The following is a 20907-nucleotide window of genomic DNA, read 5'->3' on the forward strand; positions in this document are numbered from 1 at the left end:
GGTGGCCTTGTCAGCGCTTCACTACCCTATCCCACACCACCCCTCAACGTCAAGTACCCCAAAGCGGGTTTTTTAGAGCAGGCCACCGTTAGACTGGGGAAGTGAGCTCAGAGGGGATCGGACAGCTTTATGAAGATCGAGATTGGAATGCCAGCCCCTGACTTTAGCCTGCCTGCGGTTGGAAAAGGAATTCCCAAGGGAGCCCAGATCTCGCTGGGGGCCTATCGGGGCAAGAGCAAAGTGCTGCTGGCTTTTTACCCAGCGGACTTTTCGCCAGTGTGCACAAGCGAGATGCGCTGTTTCCGGGAGGACTGGGGAGCTTTTCGAGCAGCAGGGTGCGAGATCTTGGGGATCAGCAGTGATCCTGTCTCCAAGCACGAAGCTTTTGCAGAGCAGCTGAAGCTAGAGTTTCCTCTGCTAAGCGATGTGGATAGGAAGGTAAGCCAGCTCTATGGAGTGGACAGTTTTTTGGGGACGCGGCGAGCCTACTTTGTGGTGGACAGCCAAGGGATCCTGCGCTACCAGCATGTGGAGTGGCTGCCTATCTTCAAGCGGGACAACCGCGAGCTCCTGGAGGCAGTGAGGGCGGTTAACTAAGGGCGAGATCTTTCCGAACTGGGCAGGCAGATCTGCTGGGCCTGGCCGCTGTCGGGCAAGAGGAGGGGGGCCTGGCCAAGGGGTTCTAGAATCCAGGTGCGCTCGGGAGGGATCCAGGTGCCCTGGCGGGATTCAATTTCCAGGAGGAGCTGGCTGGCCTGCTGGTGCAGGCGAAAGGTGGTGGTGGCCCAGTGGCCGCCTGAGTAGGCGAGGGTTTGGCCGTCGTCTTCGTAGAGGGTAAAGCTGCCGTCACCGGGGTAGAGTTTAAGGCGCAGTTGGTCACGGCGCAGGTCAGCGGTGGACTGGCAGGGGGGAGCTAAGGGCAGAATAGAGCCGCTGCGCACAAAGAGAGGCAGTTGCTCAAGGGGGGCGGGGGCCAGCACATAGCCAGGGCCGCTGTGGGCTTGGCCTGTCCACCAGTCAAACCAGGTGCCTGCCGGGAGATAGACAGCGCGGCAGCGGACGCCGGGGCGGACGACGGGGGCGGCTAGGAGGGCGGGTCCCAGCAGGGCTTGGTCTGAGATCTCGTAGGTCTGGGGATCGTCGGGGAATTCGTAGAACAGGGGGCGCAGGATGGGGGAGCCGGTTTGACTGGACTCCCAGAAGAGGCTGTAGAGGTAGGGCAACAGTTGATAACGCAGCTGGATGGTCTGCCGAGCAATGGCTTCCACTTCGGGGCCAAAGCCCCAGGGCTCGTGGGGGCGAGTCCCCCGAGCACTGTGGCCGCGCATGAGGGGGTAGAGGAGCCCCATTTGCATCCAGCGGGCAAACAGTTCAGGAGTAGCGTTGCCCCCGAAGCCACCGATGTCGGCGCCGACAAAGCCAACCCCTGACAGGCCCAGGTTGAGGAGCATGGGCAGGGACATCTCCAGGTGTTCCCAGGAGGACTGGTTGTCTCCTGTCCAGACGGCAGCCCAGCGCTGGATCCCGGCAAAGCCGGAGCGGGTAAGGACAAAGGGGCGCTGGTTGGGGCAGAGCTGTTCTAGACCCTCGCGGGAGGCGCGGGCCATCAGGAGGCCATAGAGGTTGTGCACCTCGGCGTGGGTGGTGCGCTCTTCAGGGGGGCCTTGGGGAGCATCGAGGGGGATGTCCACAATTTGACCCCCATCTTCTAAGGGGCGGTCGTAGAGGGCTGGCTCGTTCATGTCGTTCCAGATGCCATCCACACCGGCTTCGGTAAGAACCCGCTGCCAGGATCCCCACCACTGCCGCACTTCGGGGCGTAAAAAATCGGGAAAGAGGACTTTGCCCGGCCAAACATAGCCGTGGAAGAGGTGGCCGTCGGCGCGGCGAATGAAGAAGTCTTGGGCTAGGCCCTCGTCAAAAACGGCGTAGTCGGCTTCGGGATCAAACTTGACGCCGGGATCCACAATGGCCACCACTCGAAAGCCAGCTTCATGCAGCTGGGCCGTGAGGCGGACGGGATCGGGGAAGCGGCGGGGATCCCAGGTGAAGACGCGGTAGCCGCGCATGTAGTCGATATCCAGGTAGATGACATCGCAGGGGATCTGGCGCCGGCGAAATTGCTCGGCAATGTTCTGTACCTGAGCAGCACTGGCGTAGCTCCAGCGGCACTGCTGGTAGCCGAGAGCCCAGAGCGGAGGCAGGGGCATGCGCCCAGTGAGCTGGGTGTAGGTCTGGAGGACCAAAGGGGGGGTAGGGCCGTAAATAAGGTAGTAGTCCAGCTCGGGGGCGCGCACTTCGATGGCCCACTGTTCAGGATCCGCCTGGCCTAGGTCAAACTGGCTCCAGTGGGTGCAGTGGAGGAAGAGGCCGTAGCAGAGGCCAGGGCGGAGGAGCAAGACAAAGGGAATGGCCAGATAGAGGTTGTCACTGTGGGCGTCGTAGCCCCAGGAGTCGCGGGTCCAGTGGCTGTAGCGCCGGCCCCGTTTGTTAAGCAGCCCGGCCCGTTCTCCCAGGCCGTAGATGTGCTCGGCGGGGTGGAGGGATTTAACCAGGCGGATGCTCTCGGATCCCCAACTGAGGCCCCCAGAGATATCGGCGCAGAAGATTTGCCCTTGGGGATCCCGAAAGCTGAAGCGGAGGGGATCCCGGTCGATCTGCAGTTGCACCAGAGAAGTGCTGAGGTGGATTTGGGTGGGGCTTTCCTGCAGCTCAAAAGGAGCCGGCGGCCACTCTTCATCCGCCAAAGCCACATCCCAAGAACGACGGGGCAAGAACTCGCCGCTGGGGCTAAAGCGCAGCCGCAGTAGACGAGGGGTGAGCACCTGCACAGACCAGCAGCCCTGAGTACAGAGGAGACGGATCCCCCTGGGGTGGATCTGGAGTTCCTGCAGGGATCCACAGGTTTGCCTCTGGGGCTGGCCGAAGATCTCGCTAGCTTCCAGCATGATTTGGGGGCAGATGCTGCTCTCAAGGCTAACCCAAGGCCGCAAGGGCATAGGAAACTCCCCACTCTTGTGGGCAGCCAACTCTGCTCCTATCGGTACATCTTTGCTAGAAGAGTTAGAAAAGCAGCAGCAATACCTCAAAATCCATCGCGAAAACAAGGTGGCAATGGCTCTGAGGATCCCGGCGATAAAACTCCTCTCCTTGCTGTTGCTTTTGGGAGGGTTGCCCCTCCCCGCTGCCGTGGGGGCCTACCCGGTCAGCCCGGAAACGGTCATGTCTCTGCAACAGGGGGATCACGCCCAAGCGTTGCCCAGAGCCAAAACGAAGCAGCGCTTTCGGGTGGTGACGTTGGCAACCGGGTTAGAGCATCCCTGGGGGATGGCCTTTCTGCCAGACGGGACAATCCTGGTGACCGAACGTCCAGGCCGCCTGCGCCGAGTTACCGACCAGGGGTTGGATCCCCAGCCCATCGCTGGGGTGCCAGAGGTGTTTGCCCGCGGCCAGGGAGGGCTACTGGATATTGCCTTACACCCCAACTACGAGAAGAATGGCTGGATCTACTTGTCCTATGCGGCCCCTGGGCCAGGCGGCGGGGGGACGCGGGTGGCGCGGGCCCGTCTGAGAGAAAGAGAACTCCAGGATCTGGAAGTGATTTTTGACATGGAGCGCAAAACCCCTGCCCAACAGCACTTCGGCTCCCGCCTGGCCTTTGACGAAGAAGGATTTCTCTACATCAGCACCGGCGACCGCGGCGAGCGGGATCGGGCCCAGGATCTGGGGGATGCTGCCGGCAAGGTGTTGCGCGTTACGGATACAGGCGGGATCCCGCCAGACAACCCCTTTGTTGGAAAAGCAGGGGCTTTGCCGCAAATTTTTACCTATGGCCACCGCAACATTCAGGGAATGGTTCGCCACCCCAAGACAGGGGCGATTTGGACACACGAACATGGGCCGCAGGGTGGGGACGAAATCAACATCTTGGCCCCTGGCGTTAACTACGGCTGGCCTTTGATTAGCCACGGCCGCGAGTACAGCGGCGAACCAGTGGGCAAGGGACTAGCAGCAGCTCCTGGATTGGCCTCGCCGCTGCTGCACTGGACGCCCTCCATTGCCCCTTCTGGCATGGCCTTTTACACGGGAGATGTCTTTCCTGAGTGGCGGGGCAATCTCTTTGTGGGAGCGCTGGCCGGTCAGCATTTGGCACGCCTGGTTTTGGAGGGGAATCGCGTGGTGGCAGAAGAGCGCCTGCTGGAGGGGGCGGTGGGTCGCATCCGGGATGTGCGCCAGGGCCCGGATGGCTTGCTCTACTTATTGACCGATGCCCCTAACGGATCCCTGTTGCGCTTGGAGCCAAGCTCTTGATTGGGGTTAACCTACATGGCCTTAGTCCTGTGGGATTAGCCCTAGCAGCGTTTCCTAACTCCCACTGCTGCTACTACAAGAACTTGACCTCTTGCTCGATGGGGAGTGGCTCTCCTGCTCGGGCATCTGTATTGTGGCAGGCAAAGCATTCCTCTGGAGTTAGCCTAATAACCTGCCTGGGGCCGTTCTTAGCTCCTTAGTCGGGATCAAAACAATTTTGCCATTGGGGGCCTTGCGCTTGTGTTTTTCGCCGGTGAAGGTCCTGACAACGCAGGATGTCGGATAGGATTTGCTGTTTTGGAGCTTAGCTTTTAGAAGCGCTCTCTGGTAGGGGCTGTATCCAAAGATCCACTTACCCTTGGAAAATTTGAGATCAAATGCTTGACTTCAAATTCTGCTGTAAAAGGTGATAATCGATGTCTTAACTTTGTAGGCTCCCGTTGTCTCCTCTAAGTAAAAAACTCGCCGGCAGCCAATGCTTGGGGAGGGTTGGTGAAAGGACTCATGAAGCATCTCCTGGCTTTTGGCTACAGGTAGGGGAGCCCTTTAGCTGCCTTACCTAGGCCAAAGCACTTGCCCAAGGAAGCTGCCTGCTGCCAACCGGCTAGAGACTCTGCTTGAAGGGTAGGGAGCTAGGCGGTGGAGGAACTGAAATGGGCGGTACAAGATTCGAACTTGTGGCCCCTTCCGTGTGAAGGAAGTGCGCTACCTCTGCGCTAACCGCCCTTGCTTTTCCAGGCCTTACCAAGGCTAGCCTTCATTATACCACCGCTGCCCCAAGAACTCACAGCGGGGGAACAAAGGCCACCGGGTCAAGAGGCAGTTGCTTGGCCAGTTGACTTGCCAGGGGAAGATTAGCCTGCACAGTGGGCAAGTTCGACTAGAGCTGCGCCTAGAGGAGCTCTACAGCCCCCTCGCCGTTGATCCCTGCCGAGCATGCCCTCTGGCAGAAGGGCTTCTGCGTTGGGAAGACTTCAGCTTAGTCGTGGTTACTCTCCCGCTGACCCTCTGGGTCATTGCGGCAACGGTCTACCCGTTTGAGGTCTTCTCCGTTCAAGCGAAGCGGCAGCAGAGACTCCATTTCGCTCTCGCGAAGGGCAGAGGCTTCCCGATCCGGCTCTTCCCCAAGGCGCTCGCCGCTAGCACGCTCTTCGTCGAGGGGCTCTGTGACGCGAGGGGGGGCTGGCAAATGGAGGAGCTCAGCAGGAGGGCACTCTTCGGCTGTGGGTAAATCAGAAGTGCTATGCACTCCTTTTGGGATGGTGGAAAGGCGCTGAGCAACAGCCCCAATGCTCTCCAAACGAATCATCTCCTCCCAGGAGCAAATCTCCTCTTCATCCTCTGTTTCGTAGCGAACCAGGATAGTGTCCCCCTCGATATCGAGGATCTTGGCTCGCTCCAGCCAGCGTCCCTGATCGCGCAGGTAGATCCACACCTCCTTGCCTTCGCGGCTGAGTTGATAGATCCTACGATGAAGCACGGTCCCCTCCTGAGACGAAAGATGCGGGCGAACTGTTTTATGGGGGTTACCCAGTTCACCCTTCCATCTTAGCGGCTGGATCCCTCCCCTGTAGGTCCTTCATGGGGCAGAATTGATTTTTTGAGGTGAAGAAATCCCAAAAGGTAGTCTCCCCCTGCTGCAAAGCCTTGACCTCCTGGAGACCGCATGCGCATTGCCATCGTCGGGTTGGGACTGATCGGCGGATCTCTAGCCCTCAAGCTTACCGAGGAGGGGTACTCCGTTTGGGGGATCAGCCGCAACCCGGTTACCTGCCAAAGGGCGCTGGAACGAGGAGCCGTTCAGGGCTGCGGAACCGAGGTGGCGCAGCTGACGCTTTTCAATCCTCAGGTGGTGGTGATCTGTACCCCCCTGGAGCACGTGTTGGCCACCCTGGAGGCCCTGGTGCCCCATCTATCACCCCAGACAGTGGTGAGCGATGTCGGCTCAGTCAAGCAGCCAATTGTTGGGCCGGCAACGGCGCTATGGCCCCTATTCGTGGGGGGGCACCCCATGGCGGGCAAGACGTTGCAAGGGATCCAGGCGGCGGAGGCTAACTTGTTTCTGGGGCGACCCTATGTGCTTACTCCTATTCCCCAGACGCAGCCCCAAGCTCTTACTGTGATGCAGGAGCTAGTGGCAGCAGTAGGTGCCAAAGTTGTCCTTGCTGATCCTGTCCGTCACGATCAGGCAGTGGCCTGGATTAGCCATCTGCCGGTTATGGTAGGGGCTGGCCTAATTGCTGCCGTCAGCCAAGAGGAGGACCAGGAGGTTCTAGCCCTAGCCCGCACCTTGGCCAGCAGTGGCTTTCGCGATACCAGTCGGGTTGGCGGTGGGGTGCCACAGTTAGGCCTGGAGATGGCCCGTTACAACCGGCAGGCCCTGCTGGCTGCTCTAGGCAGCTACCAGGCTGAGTTGGAGACCATGAAGCAGCTCATTGAGGACGAACAGTGGGAAGAGCTGCTACAGAGGCTGCAGCGAATCCGCCAGGAATGGCAGCAGTTTCCCGTGAATCAAGCGGCGCCCTAAAGGTCTAGCTGCAGCTGTTGCAACCGATTGCTCAATACCCAACTGGATAAAAGGGCCTAGCTGGTTGAGAGGTATTCTGACGCTGCCCAGAAGCTGGGCTAGGGGGAGCGATGGGAACCTCGATCATCCGCTCCGGCACCAGAGGAACCATCTCGGAGCGCTCGGCAATCTCTCGCAGAGAATTGGCGATGGATTCTTGAGTGAGGAGAAACTGCTGCTCATGGCGTTGTAGCCGCTGCCAAACCTGGTAGCGCTGGCTCCATTGGCTTTGGGTATGCACTGTCCAACTATAGACACTCAGCACCGCTAGCCCTGAGGCAATGGCAAGGCCAGTAGAGGTCCGGTGCCACCATAGGAGATGCTCTTTCCAGGTGAGCTCCCAGCGGCGGGGATGGGCTGGTTTCAAGGGCTGAGGGGAGCTGTCTTGGTAAGCAGCAGGGGACAGAGCTCTCTGGGAGGGAGGGTAGGGAACCAAAGTCGCAGCTTGGGCCTGCCAGAGAGAGCTGAGACCACGGTTTGGGTTCAAAGGTTGGCTGAGCATAGGGTCTACCCCTCACCTACCAAGCACTTACTGATCCCTCGGCCCTACTCTATCCGATCCCTGCGCCGAGTGCCCCCAAGGGTGCAGGGCACCTACCTAACTGCTGCGGGCGGCCACGCGCAGCTTGGCAGAACGGGCCCGGGGATTGTGGAGCTTTTCCTCCTGCGAAGGGCACAAGGGTTTAGGGGTGAGCACCTGCCAGCGGGGATCCGTGCGGAAGGCCCATTTCACTAGGCGATCTTCCAGGCTGTGGAAGCTGATTACAGCCAATCTGCCGCCGGGTTTTAGCCAATTGGGAGCCTGGGCCAGCAGGGTTTCTAGGGCCTCCAGCTCTCGGTTGACGGCAATGCGCAGGGCCTGGAAGACTCGCGTGGCTGGATGGATGCGACCTCGCCGCGCTGCCGGCGGCACCGCCTGCCAGACCACCTGAGCCAGTTGGGTGGTGGTAAAAAGGGGGCGGGAGCGTTCGATGTGGTGGGCAATGCGGCGGGCAAAGCGCTCCTCGCCATAGCGGATAAAGATGTCAATCAAGTCTTCGACTGGCCGGCAATTGACCCAATCGGCGGCCGTTTCCTGACTGGCGGTGGGATCCATGCGCATATCCAGCGGCCCCTCGGTGCGAAAGCTAAAGCCCCGCTCGGGGCAGTCCAGTTGGGGCGAGCTCACCCCCAGGTCGGCCACGATGCCATCGAAAGGGATCCCCTGCCCTTGTTCATCCCGGAAGCCGTGCCGCTGCAGATCAAAATCAGCGAAGTTGAGGTGCCAAAGCTGAATGCGCTCCTGGGGGATCCCTGCTGCAGCCAAGCGCGCCCGAGCCGCCTCCAGAGCCATCGGATCCCAATCCAGCCCCACCACGCGCTCTGCTCCCTTCTGCAGCAGCGCCAAACTATGTCCACCGCCACCTAACGTCACGTCCAAAAAGGTGCCACCCTGCTGAGGGTGCAGGTAGGCCACCACTGCCTCCGTCAAAACGGACTCGTGGTGGTACAGCGGCATTTCCTCAAGCTGAGCTCTTGCCAAGTCCATAGGTGCAGGGGGTGGCTTTGCTTCTTTCCCCGCTCAACGGGCTAGCTTTACCCCTTGCAGGATCGGTAGGGAACTCTAGTACCATCAAACGCTAGCATTCACAACATAAGGGCTTGCAAAAAAAGGCCGAGGCCAGGCCCCGACCGAGGAATCCATGTTGTTAAGCCCATCCTCGGGGATAGGCTCGGCTGCCGTCAAAAGACGGGCTGTCTTCCAGGAGTTCAGGATCCATCCTCTGCGGGCAAGGCCGACCGCCGGCAAGAGCAGGGCGGGTTTCAGCCTAACGTATGATTAAGACGGCTTTTGTCTTTGTCTATTGTCACGGCTGCTGTGCTGACCACTGCTTCTTCTGCCGACCTCCTGACGCTCTCGCCCGCCCGCGGCCTGCGCGGTCAAGTAAACATCCCCGGCGATAAGTCCATTTCCCACCGCGCCCTAATGCTGGGATCCATAGCGGAAGGGGAAACCGTCATTCGCGGGCTGCTGCTGGGGGAGGATCCCCGCAGTACAGCAGCTTGCTTTCGGGCTTTGGGAGTCGAGATCCCCGAGCTTAACAGCGAATGTGTGCGCATCCGGGGGGTGGGCTTGGACGGCCTGCAAGAGCCAGCAGAGGTGTTGGATGCCGGCAATTCTGGCACCACCTTGCGCCTAATGCTGGGGATCCTAGCCGGCCAGAGGGGCCGCTTTTTTGCTGTTACTGGGGATCGCTCCCTGCGCTCGCGGCCCATGGGACGGGTGGTGGAGCCGCTGCGGCAGATGGGGGCTAGCATTTGGGGGCGGGCGGGGGGCACCTTGGCGCCCTTGGCGGTGCAGGGGGGATCCCTAAAGGGGATCCATTACCACTCGCCGGTGGCCTCGGCCCAGGTAAAATCCTGCCTGCTGCTAGCAGGCCTTTTGGCAGAAGGCACCACGCAAGTTACAGAGCCGGCCCTTTCCCGCGACCACTCGGAGCGGATGCTACGGGCCTTTGGTGCCGAGATCCACGTGGATACGGCGGCGAAAACCGTGGCTGTGGTGGGAGGATCCCGCCTGGTGGGCCAGACAGTTCAGGTGCCAGGGGACATCAGCTCGGCAGCCTTTTGGCTGGTGGCCGCCTCGATTGTGCCGGAGAGCGAATTGCTGCTGCGGGACGTGGGCCTCAATCCCACCCGCACCGGCGTGCTGCAGGTGTTGCAGGAGATGGGGGCCGATATTTCCATTGAAAACCGCCGGGAAGTTGCAGGTGAACCCCTGGGGGATCTGCGGGTGCGCTCGGCTCGCTTGCGGGGCTGCAGCATTGGTGGCGATCTCATTCCCACGCTAATCGACGAGATCCCGGTTTTGGCCGTGGCGGCGGCCTTTGCCGAGGGGATCACGGTCATTCGCGATGCGGCAGAGCTGCGGGTCAAAGAGAGCGACCGCTTGGCAGCTATGGCCCAGGAGCTGAGCCGGATGGGCGCTCAGGTTACTGAGTATCCCGACGGCCTGGAAATTCGAGGGGGGATCCCTCTGCAGGGGACCGAGGTGGACAGCCACGCCGACCACCGCATCGCTATGAGTCTCATGGTGGCTGCCCTAGCTGCCCAGGGATCTACTACTCTCCGAGGGGCTGACTGTGCCCGCATTTCCTACCCTGACTTCCTCCCTACCCTGCAACGCCTCACCGCCTCAACCTCCTAGGATGTCCCTCTCGCCTGTGACCATCGAGCACCTCTGCTTCCGGGTTCCTCCTGGGGGGCAGCAGGCCTTTATCCTCCAGGACGAGCGGGTTTGGGGACCTGCCCTGCGCCAACAGCCAGGTTTTTTGGGCAAGGAAGTCTGGCTGGATGCAGAAGATCCTCACCTTATTCACCTAATTATCCGCTGGGCCAGCCGCGCCGACTGGAAGGCCTTTCCTCCTGACCAAGTGGAGGCGTTGGATCGGCAGATGCAGCCTTTCTATGTACGCCTGGAGCAGGCTAAGGAGTACCACCTCTGGCAGGCCGACCCCTCTAGCCAGGAACACCCTTGATCACGGGAGCCCTTGCGCCTCTAGGCCCGACTCCCTAGCTGCCGAGTCGAGCCGCCCCAATTCTGCCGCCCGCTCCTGTTCCACCAGCTCCCGCAAACTGGGCATGGCTACTGCCAGAGCTTCCCGCCGTTTGAGCCCTGCTTCAAAAGTTTCGGGGGTTACAATCCCGCCGGAAATCAGCATCTTGAAGGCATCTTCCACTGGCATGAGCACCTCCACCACCTGATCCTCCGGCACAATCGCATACCAGCCAGTGGTTGGGTTGGGGGTGGTGGGGATAAACACGCTAAGGGAACGCGGCGGCCCGTCCGGTCGAAGGGGAGTTTGAATGATGCCCGTTACAAAAGCCAAAGCCCAGATCCCTGGCCGGGGGTATTCCACCAGCACCACCCGTCGAAAACCCTGGTTGTTGGGGGCAAATAAGACGCTGAGCAATTGCTTGAGGGTCTTGTAGACCAGCCCCGCCACCGGGATGGCATGGAGCAACTGCTCGCTTAGGTTGAGCAGCCACTGACCGACAATGTTGCGGGCCATAAAGCCAATCAACAAAATGAGCAGGATTGGCGTCACCAAGCCCACTGCTAGGTTGATGAGGTTAATCAGAATGGGGTGCAGCCCTTGGATGGGGTTAAACGGCTTAGGAATGCTGGTTAGAAAGCCAATGCTCCAGGTGGCCACTTCCACCATCAGCCAAATGGTGGTGGCCAGAGGGATCACCACCAGCAGCCCTGCCACAAAGTAGTTTTTAAGATGCTGTTTCCATTGAGAAACCATGGCAAGGTCGTCCCGTCAAGGTAAATAAGAGTTGGGTGCACCGGGCTGATGCAAGTGAAGCTTGCAGATGGCAACCATGATACCCCCCTTCTGCCTCACCTTATGGGCATCAGCCCCACTCTGCCTGGTCAAAGGCGCATAGACCCAAGGTGGGCTGATAATGTTATCTTAGGCCGGTATAAAATTTTGTAAAGGCAGGGATCCCCCCAGCGGCTGGGTGGCCAGGGCAAAGGGGGGGGTTCTCCTTTCTACTTGTTTGGGAGGCCCCATGGCAGAGTTAGATTGGCTAGAGCACACCTGTCAGGTAGAGGTGCCGCTTCCCATTGAACAGGTTTGGGATCTGTGGTCCAACCTGGCCCTGATGCCGCGTTGGATGCGGTGGATCCGCTCGGTGGAAGTGCTGGATCACGACCTATCGCGGTGGACGCTAGATACGCGCGGCCTCACCTTCAGTTGGATCTCCCGCACCCAGACGGTGGTGAAACACCAACACATTGCCTGGCAATCGGTGGAAGGGCTGCCCAATCGGGGGGCACTGCGGTTTTATGATCGCAAGGGCAGCACCATTGTGAAGTTGTCAGTGGCCTACAAGATCCCCGGCATTCTTGGCAAGATTCTAGACGGCTTGTTTGTGGGTAAAGTAGTGGAGAACACCCTCCAGGCCGACTTGGAGCGCTTCAAGGTCTATGCCTTGGAGCAGGCAAGATTAAGAGCCGACGGCGCCTCGGTCAGCTAGCTCCGGTCTTCTGCTGGACAACTCCTGGACTCCTTGTCGACTTTTGCGGCTGCAAAGGCCTTGATCCATGTCTGATCCCCCTCCTGAGCCTCTGGTTGCTCCTCCTCCTCGACCTGTGGACAACCGCAACATTCGCTTCTCCCTAGAGCGGGGCGATCTGGATTTGGATCAGCTCCTGCTGCTGTTGAACCGCAATGCCTTTTGGGCGCAAAATCGCCGTCGGGAAGAGATGGAGCGGGCCCTTGCCCACAGCTATCCAGTGGTCAGCGCCTGGGACAGGGAGCGCCTGATTGGCTTTGGCCGCGCCACCTCGGATGGGGTTTACCGGGCCGTTCTTTGGGATATCGTGGTGGATTCTGACTACCAACGCCAAGGCATTGGGCGCAAGCTGGTGGAAACCCTGATCAGCCATCCCCACCTACGGGCTGTGGAACGCATCTACCTATTTACTACCCATCAGCGCGGCTTTTACGAGCGCATTGGCTTTGTGGAAAACCCCAGCACCACTTTGGTTCTGTATGGGCGATCCCTGGAGTTGCTGCTGCCGACTGCCGAACAGGCGCAGGCCTGAGGGGGGATCCCTTAGGCAAGAGTGTATCCTGAACAACAGTCGGTCGAGTCGGTCGGCCCAGCCTCCGGAGGAGGACGCGCTAGCCTAAAACCAAAAGGGGGGTATCTATGGCCAATCGCCTTGCTACCTGTTCCAGCCTCTACCTGCGCAAGCACGCCAATAACCCAGTAGATTGGTGGCCTTGGATCCCGGAGGCGCTGGAGAGGGCCCGCGCTGAGGATAAGCCCATTTTCCTGTCCATTGGCTATTCCAGTTGCCACTGGTGCACGGTCATGGAGGGGGAAGCCTTTTCCGACCCGGAGATTGCCGCCTTCTTGAATGCCCACTTTTTGCCCATCAAGGTGGATCGCGAGGAGCGGCCCGATCTGGACAGCATCTACATGCAGGCGCTGCAACTCATGAGCGGGCAGGGAGGGTGGCCCCTCAATGTCTTTCTCACCCCCAACGACCTGGTGCCGTTCTACGCAGGCACCTATTTTCCGGTGGAGCCCCGCTTTGGCCGTCCGGGGTTTCTAACGGTGCTGCAGCGCGTCCTGCAGTTCTACCGCCAGGAAAAAGACAAGCTCGAGGAGATGAAGGGCCAGATTTTGACGGCCCTGACCACCCTCAGCGATCTGGTGCCGCAAGACCACCTTCCCCCAGACTTGCTGCGCTCTGGGATCGCCAAGATCCAGCCCTTGCTAACCAATGCTGGGGCGGTGCAGCAGTTCCCCATGATGCCCTATGCCCAGTTGGTGCTGCGCTCGGCTCGCTTTGACTTGCCGGAAGGGATCCCTGGCTCGCCGACCGCCCTGGAACGGGCCAAAGAGCGGGCAATGGCGCTGGTGTTGGGAGGGATCTTCGACCATGTGGCTGGTGGCTTTCACCGCTACACCGTGGATCCCACCTGGACGGTGCCCCACTTTGAAAAGATGCTCTACGACAACGGACAGATCCTGGAGTTTCTCTCCGAGCTGTGGGCCTACGGGATCCAAGATGCCGCCATCGAGCGGGCGGTGCGCCTGACGGTGGAATGGGTGGCGCGGGAGATGACTGCCCCTGCTGGGTATTTCTATGCCGCCCAGGATGCCGACAGCTTTGCCCGAGCAGAAGACGAGGAGCCGGAGGAGGGCGAGTTCTACGTCTGGCGCTGGCAGGAGCTACAGGAGCTGCTCGAGGAAGAAACCTTCCGCGCCCTGCAGCAGGCTTTCTTCCTGTCTCCAGGGGGCAATTTTCCCGACCGGCCTGGCTGCATTGTCCTGCAGCGCCAACAGGGAGGAGAACTGCCGCCGGACGTGGAAACGGCTTTGACGACCCACTTGTTTCGAGCCCGCTACGGCTCCCCAGAGCGGAGAACCCCCTTCCCGCCCGCGGTAGATGCCCGCTCGGCCCGCCAACGCTCTTGGCCGGGGCGGATCCCACCTGTTACGGACACCAAGATGATTGTCTCCTGGAACGGCCTGATGATCTCTGGACTGGCGCGGGCCTACCAGGTGTTTGGCAACGAGGACTATCGCCAACTGGCTGTGGGGGCTGCGCAATTTATCCTCAACCACCAGCGCCACCCCGAGACGGGATCCCTGCAGCGGTTAAACTACGACGGCACACCTCAGGTGCCCGCCAAATCGGAAGACTACGCCCTGTTCATCAAGGCCCTGTTGGATCTGCACCAGGCCTGCCTGGGTAGAGCAGGGGATCCCAGTTCCCAGCAGTGGCTGGAGGCTGCCATCCGGCTGCAGCAGGAGATGGACACGCAACTGTGGGATAAAACCAAAGGGGGCTACTTTGTCAGTGATGCCCAGAGCGCCGCTGAACTGTTGGTGCGGGAGAAGGACTTTCAGGACAACGCCATGCCCTCAGCCAACGGCGTGGCCATCGCCAACCTGGTGCGTCTGGCCGCCCTCACGGGCAATCTGGACTATCTGGAGCAAGCAGAGCAAGCCCTGAAAACCTTTGCCCAGCTCATGAGTACCCAGCCACGCGTCTGTCCCACTCTATTCGTTGGGCTGGACTGGTACAGCAACTGGGTGAAGGCGACCCTAAGAGCTGAGCACATCCCCACCTTCCAGCAGCGCCCCTGGCCCACTACCGTCTTTGCTTTGCCCACAGAAGCAGAACCCCTGCCCCCAGGGGCGGAAGGCCTAGTGTGTTGGGGCAGCAAGTGCCTGGCTCCGGCCAGCTCGCTGGAACAAATCCACTCCCAGATTAGCAAGGGCCAAAACCGCTCCTACTGACCTGGGTTTAGCCTTCTGCGTGGCTCTTCCCCGGATTTTCCACCCCAAAAAACTCAATGCGATAGCTGTGGATGCGGGTGCCGGTCTTTTGCTCCACTTCCGCCAGCAGCTCCGGTGGCAACTCCACCTCGACGTCGAGAATGCGGTTGCTATCTAGGCAATTGACATGGCTGTGGGGATGGGTACGATTGCCATAGCGGCGCCCATCGGCCCGCTCCAGGCACTCAATGATGTTGTGGCTGGCCAGAGCCTCCAGGTTTTGATAGACGGAGGTGTGGCCAATGGGCTTACCCTGCCGATTAAGACGGTCGTAGATTTCTCGCGCAGAGAGGTGCTCGCCACATTGCCACAAAAGTTCCAAGATGTAGCGGCGCTGCCGGCTTAGGCGGAGATTGCACTCACGGCAGCGCTCAAAGGCTGCTTCCAAAGAATCCACAGGACGAGGCATGGGAAGTTGCAACTCATGCTGAGTCCGAGGGGGGACATTGCCCACTCCGCCCAAGGTAACACACTTTACGAGTACACTACCGCTGGAGGGGGAGGAAAAGCAGGATGCGGCGGCGCAAGATACTCCTGGGCTTGCTGGGGTTGGCTAGCAGCGCTGGCTTGGCAGGGGCCTACTGGGCCAGCCGGCAGCCCCTGGCTTCCCAGCCAAGTTCAGGAAGGGGTGCACCGCCTCCACCCCCTCAACCCACCCCTACTCTTGTCCCCCATCCTGAAGCGCCTCGAGGCCTCTACCTTCCTCCCCGCCGGGACCTACGCCTGCTGGTGATTAGCGACCTAAACGGCATCTACGGCTCGCTGGATTACGACCCGGAGGTGGATCGGGCTATCCGCCTCATCCCCTACTTCCAGCCAGATATGGTCTTGGGGGGGGGAGACATGGTGGCCGGGCAGGATCCCCGCCTTTCCGAAGAGCGCATCCGCGCCATGTGGGCAGCCTTTGACCGACATGTGGCCGGCCCGCTGCGCGCTGCCAAGCTGCCCTACGGCTTTACCTTGGGCAACCACGATGCCTCCTGTGCCCGGGGCAGCCGCGGCGATCTTCTCTTTCAGAAGGAACGGGATCTGGCCCGCGAGTTCTGGAACGATCCAGCCCATGATCCCGGCTTGAATTTTGTGGATCGGGGCGATTTCCCCTTCTACTACACCTTTGAACAAGGGGGGGTTTTCTACCTCGTTTGGGACGCTACCTGCAACTCCATTCCCCCCGAACAGATGGCTTGGGTGGAAGCAGCGCTAGCCAGCGAGCGGGCTCAGCAGGCCAAACTACGCATCGTAATTGGCCACCTGCCCCTCTATGCCGTTGCCGTCGGGCGCGACAATCCGGGAGAGGTGCTGCTAGAGGCTGAGGCCAAACGAGCTCTGCTGGAAAAGTACCGTGTCCACACTTACATCAGTGGCCACCACCACGCCTACTATCCTGGCCACAAAGGGCAATTGCAGCTGCTTCACTGTGGCCTTCTCGGCTCTGGACCCCGCCCTCTGCTGGGCAGCTCCCTGCCACCCCGCAAAACCCTGACCCTCATCGATATTGACTTCGCCTCCCCAGAGATTACCCACTACACCACCTACGACATGCGGGATCTCAGCGTAATCAACCAGGCCGAGCTACCTCGCTTTCTCACCGGTCACAATGGCTTGGTGCTGCGCCGCGACGTCAGTTGGGACAGCCTCACCCCCGCGGAAATCGCCACCTGCCGAGCTCGTCTTGGACCCCTCTGCCGCAATTAGGCCCGCCAAACAGCCCCTAGCCTCTCAGGGGCTCCTCTAAACTAGTTGCAGGAGCGGCTCATCCTGGAAAAACCGTGAATGGCTCCCCTCAAACGACGGCGGCAATTTTGGCTTATTAGCTGGATGGCCCTTCTGGCAGGGTTGATGGGATCCCTGCTAACTGGAGTACAAGCGCAGCAGGATCTCACCCCGACCCAGCTGCAGCAGGCCCAGTATGTGCGCAGCTGCGGCACCTGCCATGTGGCGCTGCCTGCTCAAGTGTTGCCCACTGAAAGCTGGCAGCAGCTGCTGCAGGATCCCGACCACTACGGCCAGCAGATCCAGCCTTTGACGGGTGTGGCTTTCCAACTGGCTTGGGGCTATTTGCAGCCCAACTCTCGTCCCCTGCGGCAGGGGGAGTCAGTGCCTTATCGCCTTGCTGAGTCTCGCTACTTCCGGGCTTTGCACCTGCAAGTGGACTTTCCTACGCCGGTGCGAGTAAGCAGCTGCGTGGAGTGTCACCCCAAGGTCGAGGCGGGGGATTTCGCCAGCGTCTCGCCGGAATGGCAATCTTGAGAGAGGCCCATGGACATAGGCGCTATTTTGGCGGGATATGCCCAGGGCTACTTCCTAATGGCGGACGAAGAAACGGGTTCCCTAGGGTGGTATGGCACCGAGCAGCACGCCCTGATCCCGCTGGACGAGCGGTTCCACTGTCCCCGTTCCCTGCGGCCTTTGGTGCGCGGCGGTCGCTTTCAGGTGCGCATCAACCGTGCTTTTGAGCAGGTGGTGGAGGGCTGCGCTGCTCGTCCGAAAACCTGGATTAGCCCGCAGTTAAAGCAGATCTACCTTGCCCTGCACCGGGCGGGGTTTGCCCACAGCTTTGAAACCTGGCAGGGAGACACCTTAGCAGGCGGGATCCTGGGCATTGCTTTGGGGGCGGCCTTTATCGGCGAATCGATGTTTTACCGCATTCCCAACGCCTCGAAGGTGGCACTGGTGAAGTTGGTGGAACACCTGCGGGAGCGGGGCTTTCGCCTCTTTGACGCCCAGTTGATGAACCCGCACCTGGCCCGCTTTGGGGCTTTTCTTATGGATGGCCAGGAGTACCGCCAGCTGCTGCGGCAGTGCCTGGGGATCCCTTGCCGGTTTGATTGAGCTGGCAACCCACCGCTGTATGAACAGGGTCAGCTTGAGCTAGGGTAAAGGTAGTGTCGAGCTTGCGTTCCCGACCTCCTAATGTTGCAGCCTTCGCCAGTCAGCCCCCCGCCCAGCTACGTTCGCCTGGCCATGCGCCACATGGTGCGCAAAGGCAGAACTTCCCTCCTGCACTTTAGCTTGACAACGGTGGGGCTGTTGGCCGTGCTAGTGGGGCTGGCCTACCTATTTCGCTAAGTTCGACGACGTGGACAGTGAGTTGCTTTAGGCTTCGGTAAGTCTTGTCCGCTGCCATTGCTGCTGAAGCCCCCACCCCTTGGATTTTGGCCTATGCAAACCTCGCTGGATCGCACTTCCACCCATTCCACCATTCGGCTGCTGCTGTTTGCCCAGGGCCGAGCCAACGTCGAAGAACTGGCAGAGCAACTGCGTCGGCACATCCAGAGCTTACCTGGCCAATATCCTGCCCATCTAAAAGTGGTGCCGCTGGAAGAGCACCCCTACCTGGCAGAGCACTACAAGCTGGTGGTGACCCCTGCTTTGGTGAAGGCAGAGCCCTTGCCAGCCCAGGTTTTGGCAGGGGAAGACTTGGCAACCCAACTGGAAGTGTGGTGGCCTCGCTGGCAGGGTCAGGCGGCTCTTGCCTCCCACCAGCAAAACTCAGGTCAGGATCCCGCCCCTCCCCCCACCACGGAGGCTCTGCTCCAGATGTCAGAGGAGGTCTTCCTGCTGCGGCAGGAGCGGGCCCAGTTGCGGGAACAGCTGGATTTTAAAGACCGCGTTCTGGCAATGCTGGTCCACGATTTGCGCAGTCCTCTGACGGCTACAGCCCTGGCGGTGGAAACCCTACAGCAGGGACGGGAGGGATCCCTGGACAAGGCAGTGGAGCGGCAGCTGTTCGAGCATGCCCGCCAGCAATTGCGCAAGATGGACAGCATGATTACCGATATCCTTGAATCGGCCCGCGGCAGTGCCTCGCAGCTGCGGATTCGAGCCGTGGAAACTCAGCTGGCCAGCTTGTGCCAGCCAGTGATTGAGGAGCTCCTGCCCCGCATCCAAGCCAAGCAGTTGCAGTTTCAAGCCGATATTCCCCTAGATCTGCCCACGGTTCACGTGGATCCCGACAAAATCCGCCAGGTGATTTTCAACCTTCTGGACAACGCCATCAAGTACACCCCTGCCGAGGGATCCATTCGCCTTACCATCCTCCACCGCACCAGTCACAAGATCCAGGTAACCGTCAGCGACACCGGACCCGGGATCCCAGAAGCCGACCAGGAGAAGATCTTCTCTGACGCCGTGCGTCTAGAGCGAGATCAGCAGCAGGAAGGCTATGGCATTGGCCTTTCCCTCTGCCGCCGCATTGTGCGTGCCCACTATGGTCAAATCTGGGTGGAATCTATCCCCGGCAAGGGCAGCAGTTTTCACTTCACCTTGCCGGTCTACCGCCTCAGCGGGCACTAACTGACCGCCTCTGCCTAATCTGGGGATCGGCACTGGCTAGAAGCGGCCAGAACCAGTGGGGCCGCATGAGGATGACTGTGTCAATGACGTGAATAATGCCGTTGTCGGCTTCGATGTCTGCCTGGATAACGGTGGCATTGTTCACTTCAAACACGTCCCCTTCGATAAACACGTCGATGGGGGATCCCTCTACAGATCCTACACTTTGGTAGTTGGCCAAATCTGCCTTCTTCAAGCGACCGGGCACCACGTGGTAACACAGGATCCGAGTCAATTGGGGAATATTTTGCACCAGAGTGGTAATGGTGGCAGGGGGCAACTTGGCAAAAGCTGCATCGGTGGGAGCAAAAACGGTAAAAGGGCCAGGGCCTTTCAGGGTCTCTACCAAATTTGCCGCTTTCACAGCTGTAACCAAGGTGGAAAAACCTTCAGTAGAGACTGCAATATCGATAATATCAGGCATGGTCCAGATCCTTGTTTTGCTAGAAGTTGGACTTTAACTCAAGTGGCCAATTGGCACAATAGTTATTGACTAGCGATAGTTTTGATCCTGAATGTAGGAGAGGCGAGCTGCTTCTCGGATCCCGTATTCCGGTCGAGTAAAGCGGTTGAGCTGTCCTTCAAAATAGAGGCGATTCATCATCAAATGCCGCGGATTAGGATCATCGAGAGGGTACAGAAAGGCTGCTCTCCCTGCCTGGATTACAGCTGAAGTAACGTTGTACATGGAGCGCTGGAAGCTGATTCCTAGTTGGATGAGCATGTCATCCTCACCGCGGCAGTGCTTGCGGTAGTACTCCACCAAATACGGAGGCAAAAAGTGGTACATATCCTGGTGCAAAAGGGTCGGCGGGATCCCAGCACTGGCCACTGGAAACTTGTCAGCGTAGAGGATCCCATAGTGGAAGTCTAGCTGGTTAACGGGTACTTGGTTGGCCTGAGCGTTATAGGACTTGGTGCCGCGGAAGGGAGAGGTGCGATAAAACACGGCTTCTACATAGGGGAAAGCCGCCTCGTATAGCCAGGTAAATCCCTTGGATTTGGGCACAATGTCGTACCATTCCCCGCGAATGCGCACCCGGTGGTAGATGGGCCGCCCAGCAATAGAAAAGATCGCGTTAACCAAAAAGTTCATCGCCTCCGGCACGCTGGTGATTTTGCCCTCGTCGTAGAGATCGCTCATCTCAAAAAAGACGGGGGCCATCACCTCCCAAAACAGGCCCAACACGGAGTACATGGTGGCCTGGCGGCAAAGTTCCAGAAACATGTCCGGAAAGAGCTTGTACAGCCCCATCAACAAGGGGTTGCCCTGGCAGTAGGCGCGGATGGCGCGGTCGGCATTTTGCTTGTACTCTTCCGAATCCATGTAGGGATCCAATAGGCCCCCCATATCCCGGTGCCAGAGCATGGCCCGCATACATTCTTCAGCAAATTCCATGTTGATGCGGTCATGCCAAAGGTGATGTAGAATCCGCGGCAGCTTGCGCTTCAGCTCCCCTTTTTCCATAAACTCCAGAAGTTCCGGGTGAGCAGTAGCCGGGCCACGCCAAATGCGCAAATCCGCGTTTTCTCCTGCGTAGTGGTTGGCTAGCTTCAGATACTCTTCGGGAATGATGTACTTAAAAATGGGCAAGGGATCCACAAACACCTGCTCGGCAATGTAGAGTAGATCCCGCCAGTAGAAGTCCATCGGCACGGCATAGGCCTTGTAGATGCCGATAATTTGCATCAGGTTTTCCGGCGTATCCGGCAGCATCGATCCCCCTGCCTCAAGGCGATGGACTATTTCGGCAAAGGGGTGAGTAGAAGGGGGCAGCTTGGGAGCAACCAGGGTCGTTGTCATGGAAGAAGTCTCCAACTCAGTCTACGTGGGATCTTTTCCG

The 20907-nt window shown here is 59.6% G+C and carries 20 protein-coding genes, 1 tRNA gene and 1 pseudogene; 13 read left to right on the forward strand and 9 right to left on the reverse strand.

The window, feature by feature from the left end; all coding sequences use genetic code 11:
- The first annotated feature begins 129 nt into the window (after positions 1–129).
- On the forward strand, positions 130–597 hold the full coding sequence (locus tag NW822_RS05030) for a peroxiredoxin family protein (RefSeq protein ID WP_414362717.1): 468 nt from the start codon (positions 130–132) through the stop codon (positions 595–597).
- Here NW822_RS05030 and NW822_RS05035 read toward each other — a convergent pair.
- Positions 594–2999: a glycoside hydrolase family 31 protein gene (locus NW822_RS05035; RefSeq protein ID WP_414403730.1), complete on the reverse strand. Its 2406-nt coding sequence runs from the start codon at positions 2997–2999 to the stop codon at positions 594–596. The two genes, NW822_RS05030 and NW822_RS05035, sit on opposite strands and share 4 nt — an antisense overlap.
- 52 nt (positions 3000–3051) lie before the next feature.
- Here NW822_RS05035 and NW822_RS05040 point away from each other — a divergent pair, with 52 nt between their 5' ends.
- Positions 3052–4311 (forward strand): PQQ-dependent sugar dehydrogenase, encoded by a 1260-nt coding sequence (locus NW822_RS05040; protein WP_414403731.1) that lies wholly within the window; start codon positions 3052–3054, stop codon positions 4309–4311.
- Between the two features lie 654 nt (positions 4312–4965).
- On the opposite strand, the gene NW822_RS05045 is transcribed toward NW822_RS05040, so the two are convergent.
- A tRNA-Val gene (locus NW822_RS05045) sits at positions 4966–5037 on the reverse strand.
- Positions 5038–5500: 463 nt separating this feature from the next.
- A pseudogene (locus NW822_RS05050) lies at positions 5501–5791 on the reverse strand (DUF6679 family protein); the annotation flags it as partial.
- A 186-nt stretch (positions 5792–5977) separates the two neighbouring features.
- Between NW822_RS05050 and NW822_RS05055 the strand changes: the two are divergent.
- Positions 5978–6838, forward strand: coding sequence for a prephenate/arogenate dehydrogenase (locus tag NW822_RS05055; RefSeq protein ID WP_414403732.1), 861 nt, complete (start codon positions 5978–5980; stop codon positions 6836–6838).
- A 31-nt stretch (positions 6839–6869) separates the two neighbouring features.
- Here the strand turns inward: NW822_RS05055 and NW822_RS05060 are convergent, their stop codons facing one another.
- Positions 6870–7244: a hypothetical protein gene (locus NW822_RS05060; protein ID WP_414403733.1), complete on the reverse strand. Its 375-nt coding sequence runs from the start codon at positions 7242–7244 to the stop codon at positions 6870–6872.
- A gap of 231 nt (positions 7245–7475) precedes the next feature.
- The gene (gene rsmH, locus NW822_RS05065) at positions 7476–8405 is read right to left on the reverse strand and encodes a 16S rRNA (cytosine(1402)-N(4))-methyltransferase RsmH (RefSeq protein WP_414403734.1); all 930 of its coding nucleotides are present in this window, start codon (positions 8403–8405) and stop codon (positions 7476–7478) included.
- 315 nt (positions 8406–8720) lie between these two features.
- On the opposite strand from rsmH, the gene aroA reads away from it, so the two are divergent.
- Both aroA and NW822_RS05075 read left to right on the forward strand, forming a co-directional pair.
- Positions 8721–10064 carry a 3-phosphoshikimate 1-carboxyvinyltransferase gene (gene aroA / locus NW822_RS05070; RefSeq protein ID WP_414403855.1) on the forward strand — a complete coding sequence of 448 codons (1344 nt, stop codon included), beginning with the start codon at positions 8721–8723 and terminating at the stop codon, positions 10062–10064.
- 16 nt (positions 10065–10080) lie between these two features.
- Complete coding sequence (locus NW822_RS05075) at positions 10081–10395, forward strand: TIGR03792 family protein (protein WP_414362723.1); 315 nt, start codon at positions 10081–10083, stop codon at positions 10393–10395.
- Here the strand turns inward: NW822_RS05075 and NW822_RS05080 are convergent, their stop codons facing one another.
- Positions 10396–11169, reverse strand: coding sequence for a DUF502 domain-containing protein (locus NW822_RS05080; RefSeq protein WP_414403735.1), 774 nt, complete (start codon positions 11167–11169; stop codon positions 10396–10398).
- A 268-nt stretch (positions 11170–11437) separates the two neighbouring features.
- Here NW822_RS05080 and NW822_RS05085 point away from each other — a divergent pair, with 268 nt between their 5' ends.
- The 3 genes from NW822_RS05085 (at position 11438) to NW822_RS05095 (ending at position 14689) form a co-directional block, all read left to right on the forward strand.
- Complete coding sequence (locus NW822_RS05085; RefSeq protein WP_414362725.1) at positions 11438–11905, forward strand: SRPBCC family protein; 468 nt, start codon at positions 11438–11440, stop codon at positions 11903–11905.
- A gap of 67 nt (positions 11906–11972) precedes the next feature.
- Positions 11973–12476 carry a GNAT family N-acetyltransferase gene (locus tag NW822_RS05090; RefSeq protein WP_414362726.1) on the forward strand — a complete coding sequence of 168 codons (504 nt, stop codon included), beginning with the start codon at positions 11973–11975 and terminating at the stop codon, positions 12474–12476.
- A 107-nt stretch (positions 12477–12583) separates the two neighbouring features.
- On the forward strand, positions 12584–14689 hold the full coding sequence (locus NW822_RS05095) for a thioredoxin domain-containing protein (protein ID WP_414403736.1): 2106 nt from the start codon (positions 12584–12586) through the stop codon (positions 14687–14689).
- Between the two features lie 7 nt (positions 14690–14696).
- On the opposite strand, the gene NW822_RS05100 is transcribed toward NW822_RS05095, so the two are convergent.
- Positions 14697–15137 (reverse strand): Fur family transcriptional regulator, encoded by a 441-nt coding sequence (locus NW822_RS05100; protein WP_414362728.1) that lies wholly within the window; start codon positions 15135–15137, stop codon positions 14697–14699.
- A gap of 104 nt (positions 15138–15241) precedes the next feature.
- On the opposite strand from NW822_RS05100, the gene NW822_RS05105 reads away from it, so the two are divergent.
- The 5 genes from NW822_RS05105 to NW822_RS05125 all read left to right on the forward strand — a co-directional run bounded on the left by NW822_RS05105 (position 15242) and on the right by NW822_RS05125 (position 19024).
- Positions 15242–16423, forward strand: a complete 1182-nt coding sequence (locus NW822_RS05105; protein ID WP_414403737.1) for a metallophosphoesterase family protein — start codon at positions 15242–15244, stop codon at positions 16421–16423.
- Positions 16424–16501: 78 nt separating this feature from the next.
- Positions 16502–16978 (forward strand): hypothetical protein, encoded by a 477-nt coding sequence (locus tag NW822_RS05110; protein WP_414403738.1) that lies wholly within the window; start codon positions 16502–16504, stop codon positions 16976–16978.
- A gap of 9 nt (positions 16979–16987) precedes the next feature.
- Complete coding sequence (aat, locus tag NW822_RS05115) at positions 16988–17560, forward strand: leucyl/phenylalanyl-tRNA--protein transferase (RefSeq protein ID WP_414403739.1); 573 nt, start codon at positions 16988–16990, stop codon at positions 17558–17560.
- 81 nt (positions 17561–17641) lie between these two features.
- Entirely contained in the window at positions 17642–17797 is a 156-nt protein-coding gene (locus NW822_RS05120) for a DUF3285 domain-containing protein (RefSeq protein ID WP_414403740.1), read from the forward strand.
- A gap of 93 nt (positions 17798–17890) precedes the next feature.
- Positions 17891–19024, forward strand: coding sequence for a histidine kinase (locus NW822_RS05125; protein ID WP_414403741.1), 1134 nt, complete (start codon positions 17891–17893; stop codon positions 19022–19024).
- On the opposite strand, the gene NW822_RS05130 is transcribed toward NW822_RS05125, so the two are convergent.
- Positions 19011–19487 (reverse strand): fasciclin domain-containing protein, encoded by a 477-nt coding sequence (locus NW822_RS05130; RefSeq protein ID WP_414403742.1) that lies wholly within the window; start codon positions 19485–19487, stop codon positions 19011–19013. The genes NW822_RS05125 and NW822_RS05130 overlap by 14 nt on opposite strands.
- 69 nt (positions 19488–19556) lie before the next feature.
- The gene (locus NW822_RS05135; RefSeq protein ID WP_414362735.1) at positions 19557–20867 is read right to left on the reverse strand and encodes a CO2 hydration protein; all 1311 of its coding nucleotides are present in this window, start codon (positions 20865–20867) and stop codon (positions 19557–19559) included.
- Between the last annotated feature and the right edge of the window lie 40 nt (positions 20868–20907).

The sequence above is a fragment of the Synechococcus sp. H70.2 genome (genome assembly GCF_047462275.1).
Lineage (GTDB): Bacteria > Cyanobacteriota > Cyanobacteriia > Thermostichales > Thermostichaceae > Thermostichus.

What these genes read in the sequence shown, in the direction of transcription:
- NW822_RS05095 (WP_414403736.1), top strand. Translation starts at nt 12,584, where the DNA reads ATGGCCAATCGCCTTGCTACCTGTTCCAGCCTCTACCTGCGCAAGCAC.
- NW822_RS05100 (WP_414362728.1), bottom strand. Translation starts at nt 15,137, where the DNA reads ATGCCTCGTCCTGTGGATTCTTTGGAAGCAGCCTTTGAGCGCTGCCGT.
- NW822_RS05130 (WP_414403742.1), bottom strand. Translation starts at nt 19,487, where the DNA reads ATGCCTGATATTATCGATATTGCAGTCTCTACTGAAGGTTTTTCCACC.
- NW822_RS05030 (WP_414362717.1), top strand. Translation starts at nt 130, where the DNA reads ATGAAGATCGAGATTGGAATGCCAGCCCCTGACTTTAGCCTGCCTGCG.
- NW822_RS05105 (WP_414403737.1), top strand. Translation starts at nt 15,242, where the DNA reads ATGCGGCGGCGCAAGATACTCCTGGGCTTGCTGGGGTTGGCTAGCAGC.
- NW822_RS05110 (WP_414403738.1), top strand. Translation starts at nt 16,502, where the DNA reads ATGGCTCCCCTCAAACGACGGCGGCAATTTTGGCTTATTAGCTGGATG.
- NW822_RS05090 (WP_414362726.1), top strand. Translation starts at nt 11,973, where the DNA reads ATGTCTGATCCCCCTCCTGAGCCTCTGGTTGCTCCTCCTCCTCGACCT.
- aat (WP_414403739.1), top strand. Translation starts at nt 16,988, where the DNA reads ATGGACATAGGCGCTATTTTGGCGGGATATGCCCAGGGCTACTTCCTA.
- NW822_RS05125 (WP_414403741.1), top strand. Translation starts at nt 17,891, where the DNA reads ATGCAAACCTCGCTGGATCGCACTTCCACCCATTCCACCATTCGGCTG.
- NW822_RS05035 (WP_414403730.1), bottom strand. Translation starts at nt 2,999, where the DNA reads ATGCCCTTGCGGCCTTGGGTTAGCCTTGAGAGCAGCATCTGCCCCCAA.
- NW822_RS05080 (WP_414403735.1), bottom strand. Translation starts at nt 11,169, where the DNA reads ATGGTTTCTCAATGGAAACAGCATCTTAAAAACTACTTTGTGGCAGGG.
- NW822_RS05135 (WP_414362735.1), bottom strand. Translation starts at nt 20,867, where the DNA reads ATGACAACGACCCTGGTTGCTCCCAAGCTGCCCCCTTCTACTCACCCC.
- NW822_RS05055 (WP_414403732.1), top strand. Translation starts at nt 5,978, where the DNA reads ATGCGCATTGCCATCGTCGGGTTGGGACTGATCGGCGGATCTCTAGCC.
- rsmH (WP_414403734.1), bottom strand. Translation starts at nt 8,405, where the DNA reads ATGGACTTGGCAAGAGCTCAGCTTGAGGAAATGCCGCTGTACCACCAC.
- NW822_RS05120 (WP_414403740.1), top strand. Translation starts at nt 17,642, where the DNA reads ATGTTGCAGCCTTCGCCAGTCAGCCCCCCGCCCAGCTACGTTCGCCTG.
- NW822_RS05085 (WP_414362725.1), top strand. Translation starts at nt 11,438, where the DNA reads ATGGCAGAGTTAGATTGGCTAGAGCACACCTGTCAGGTAGAGGTGCCG.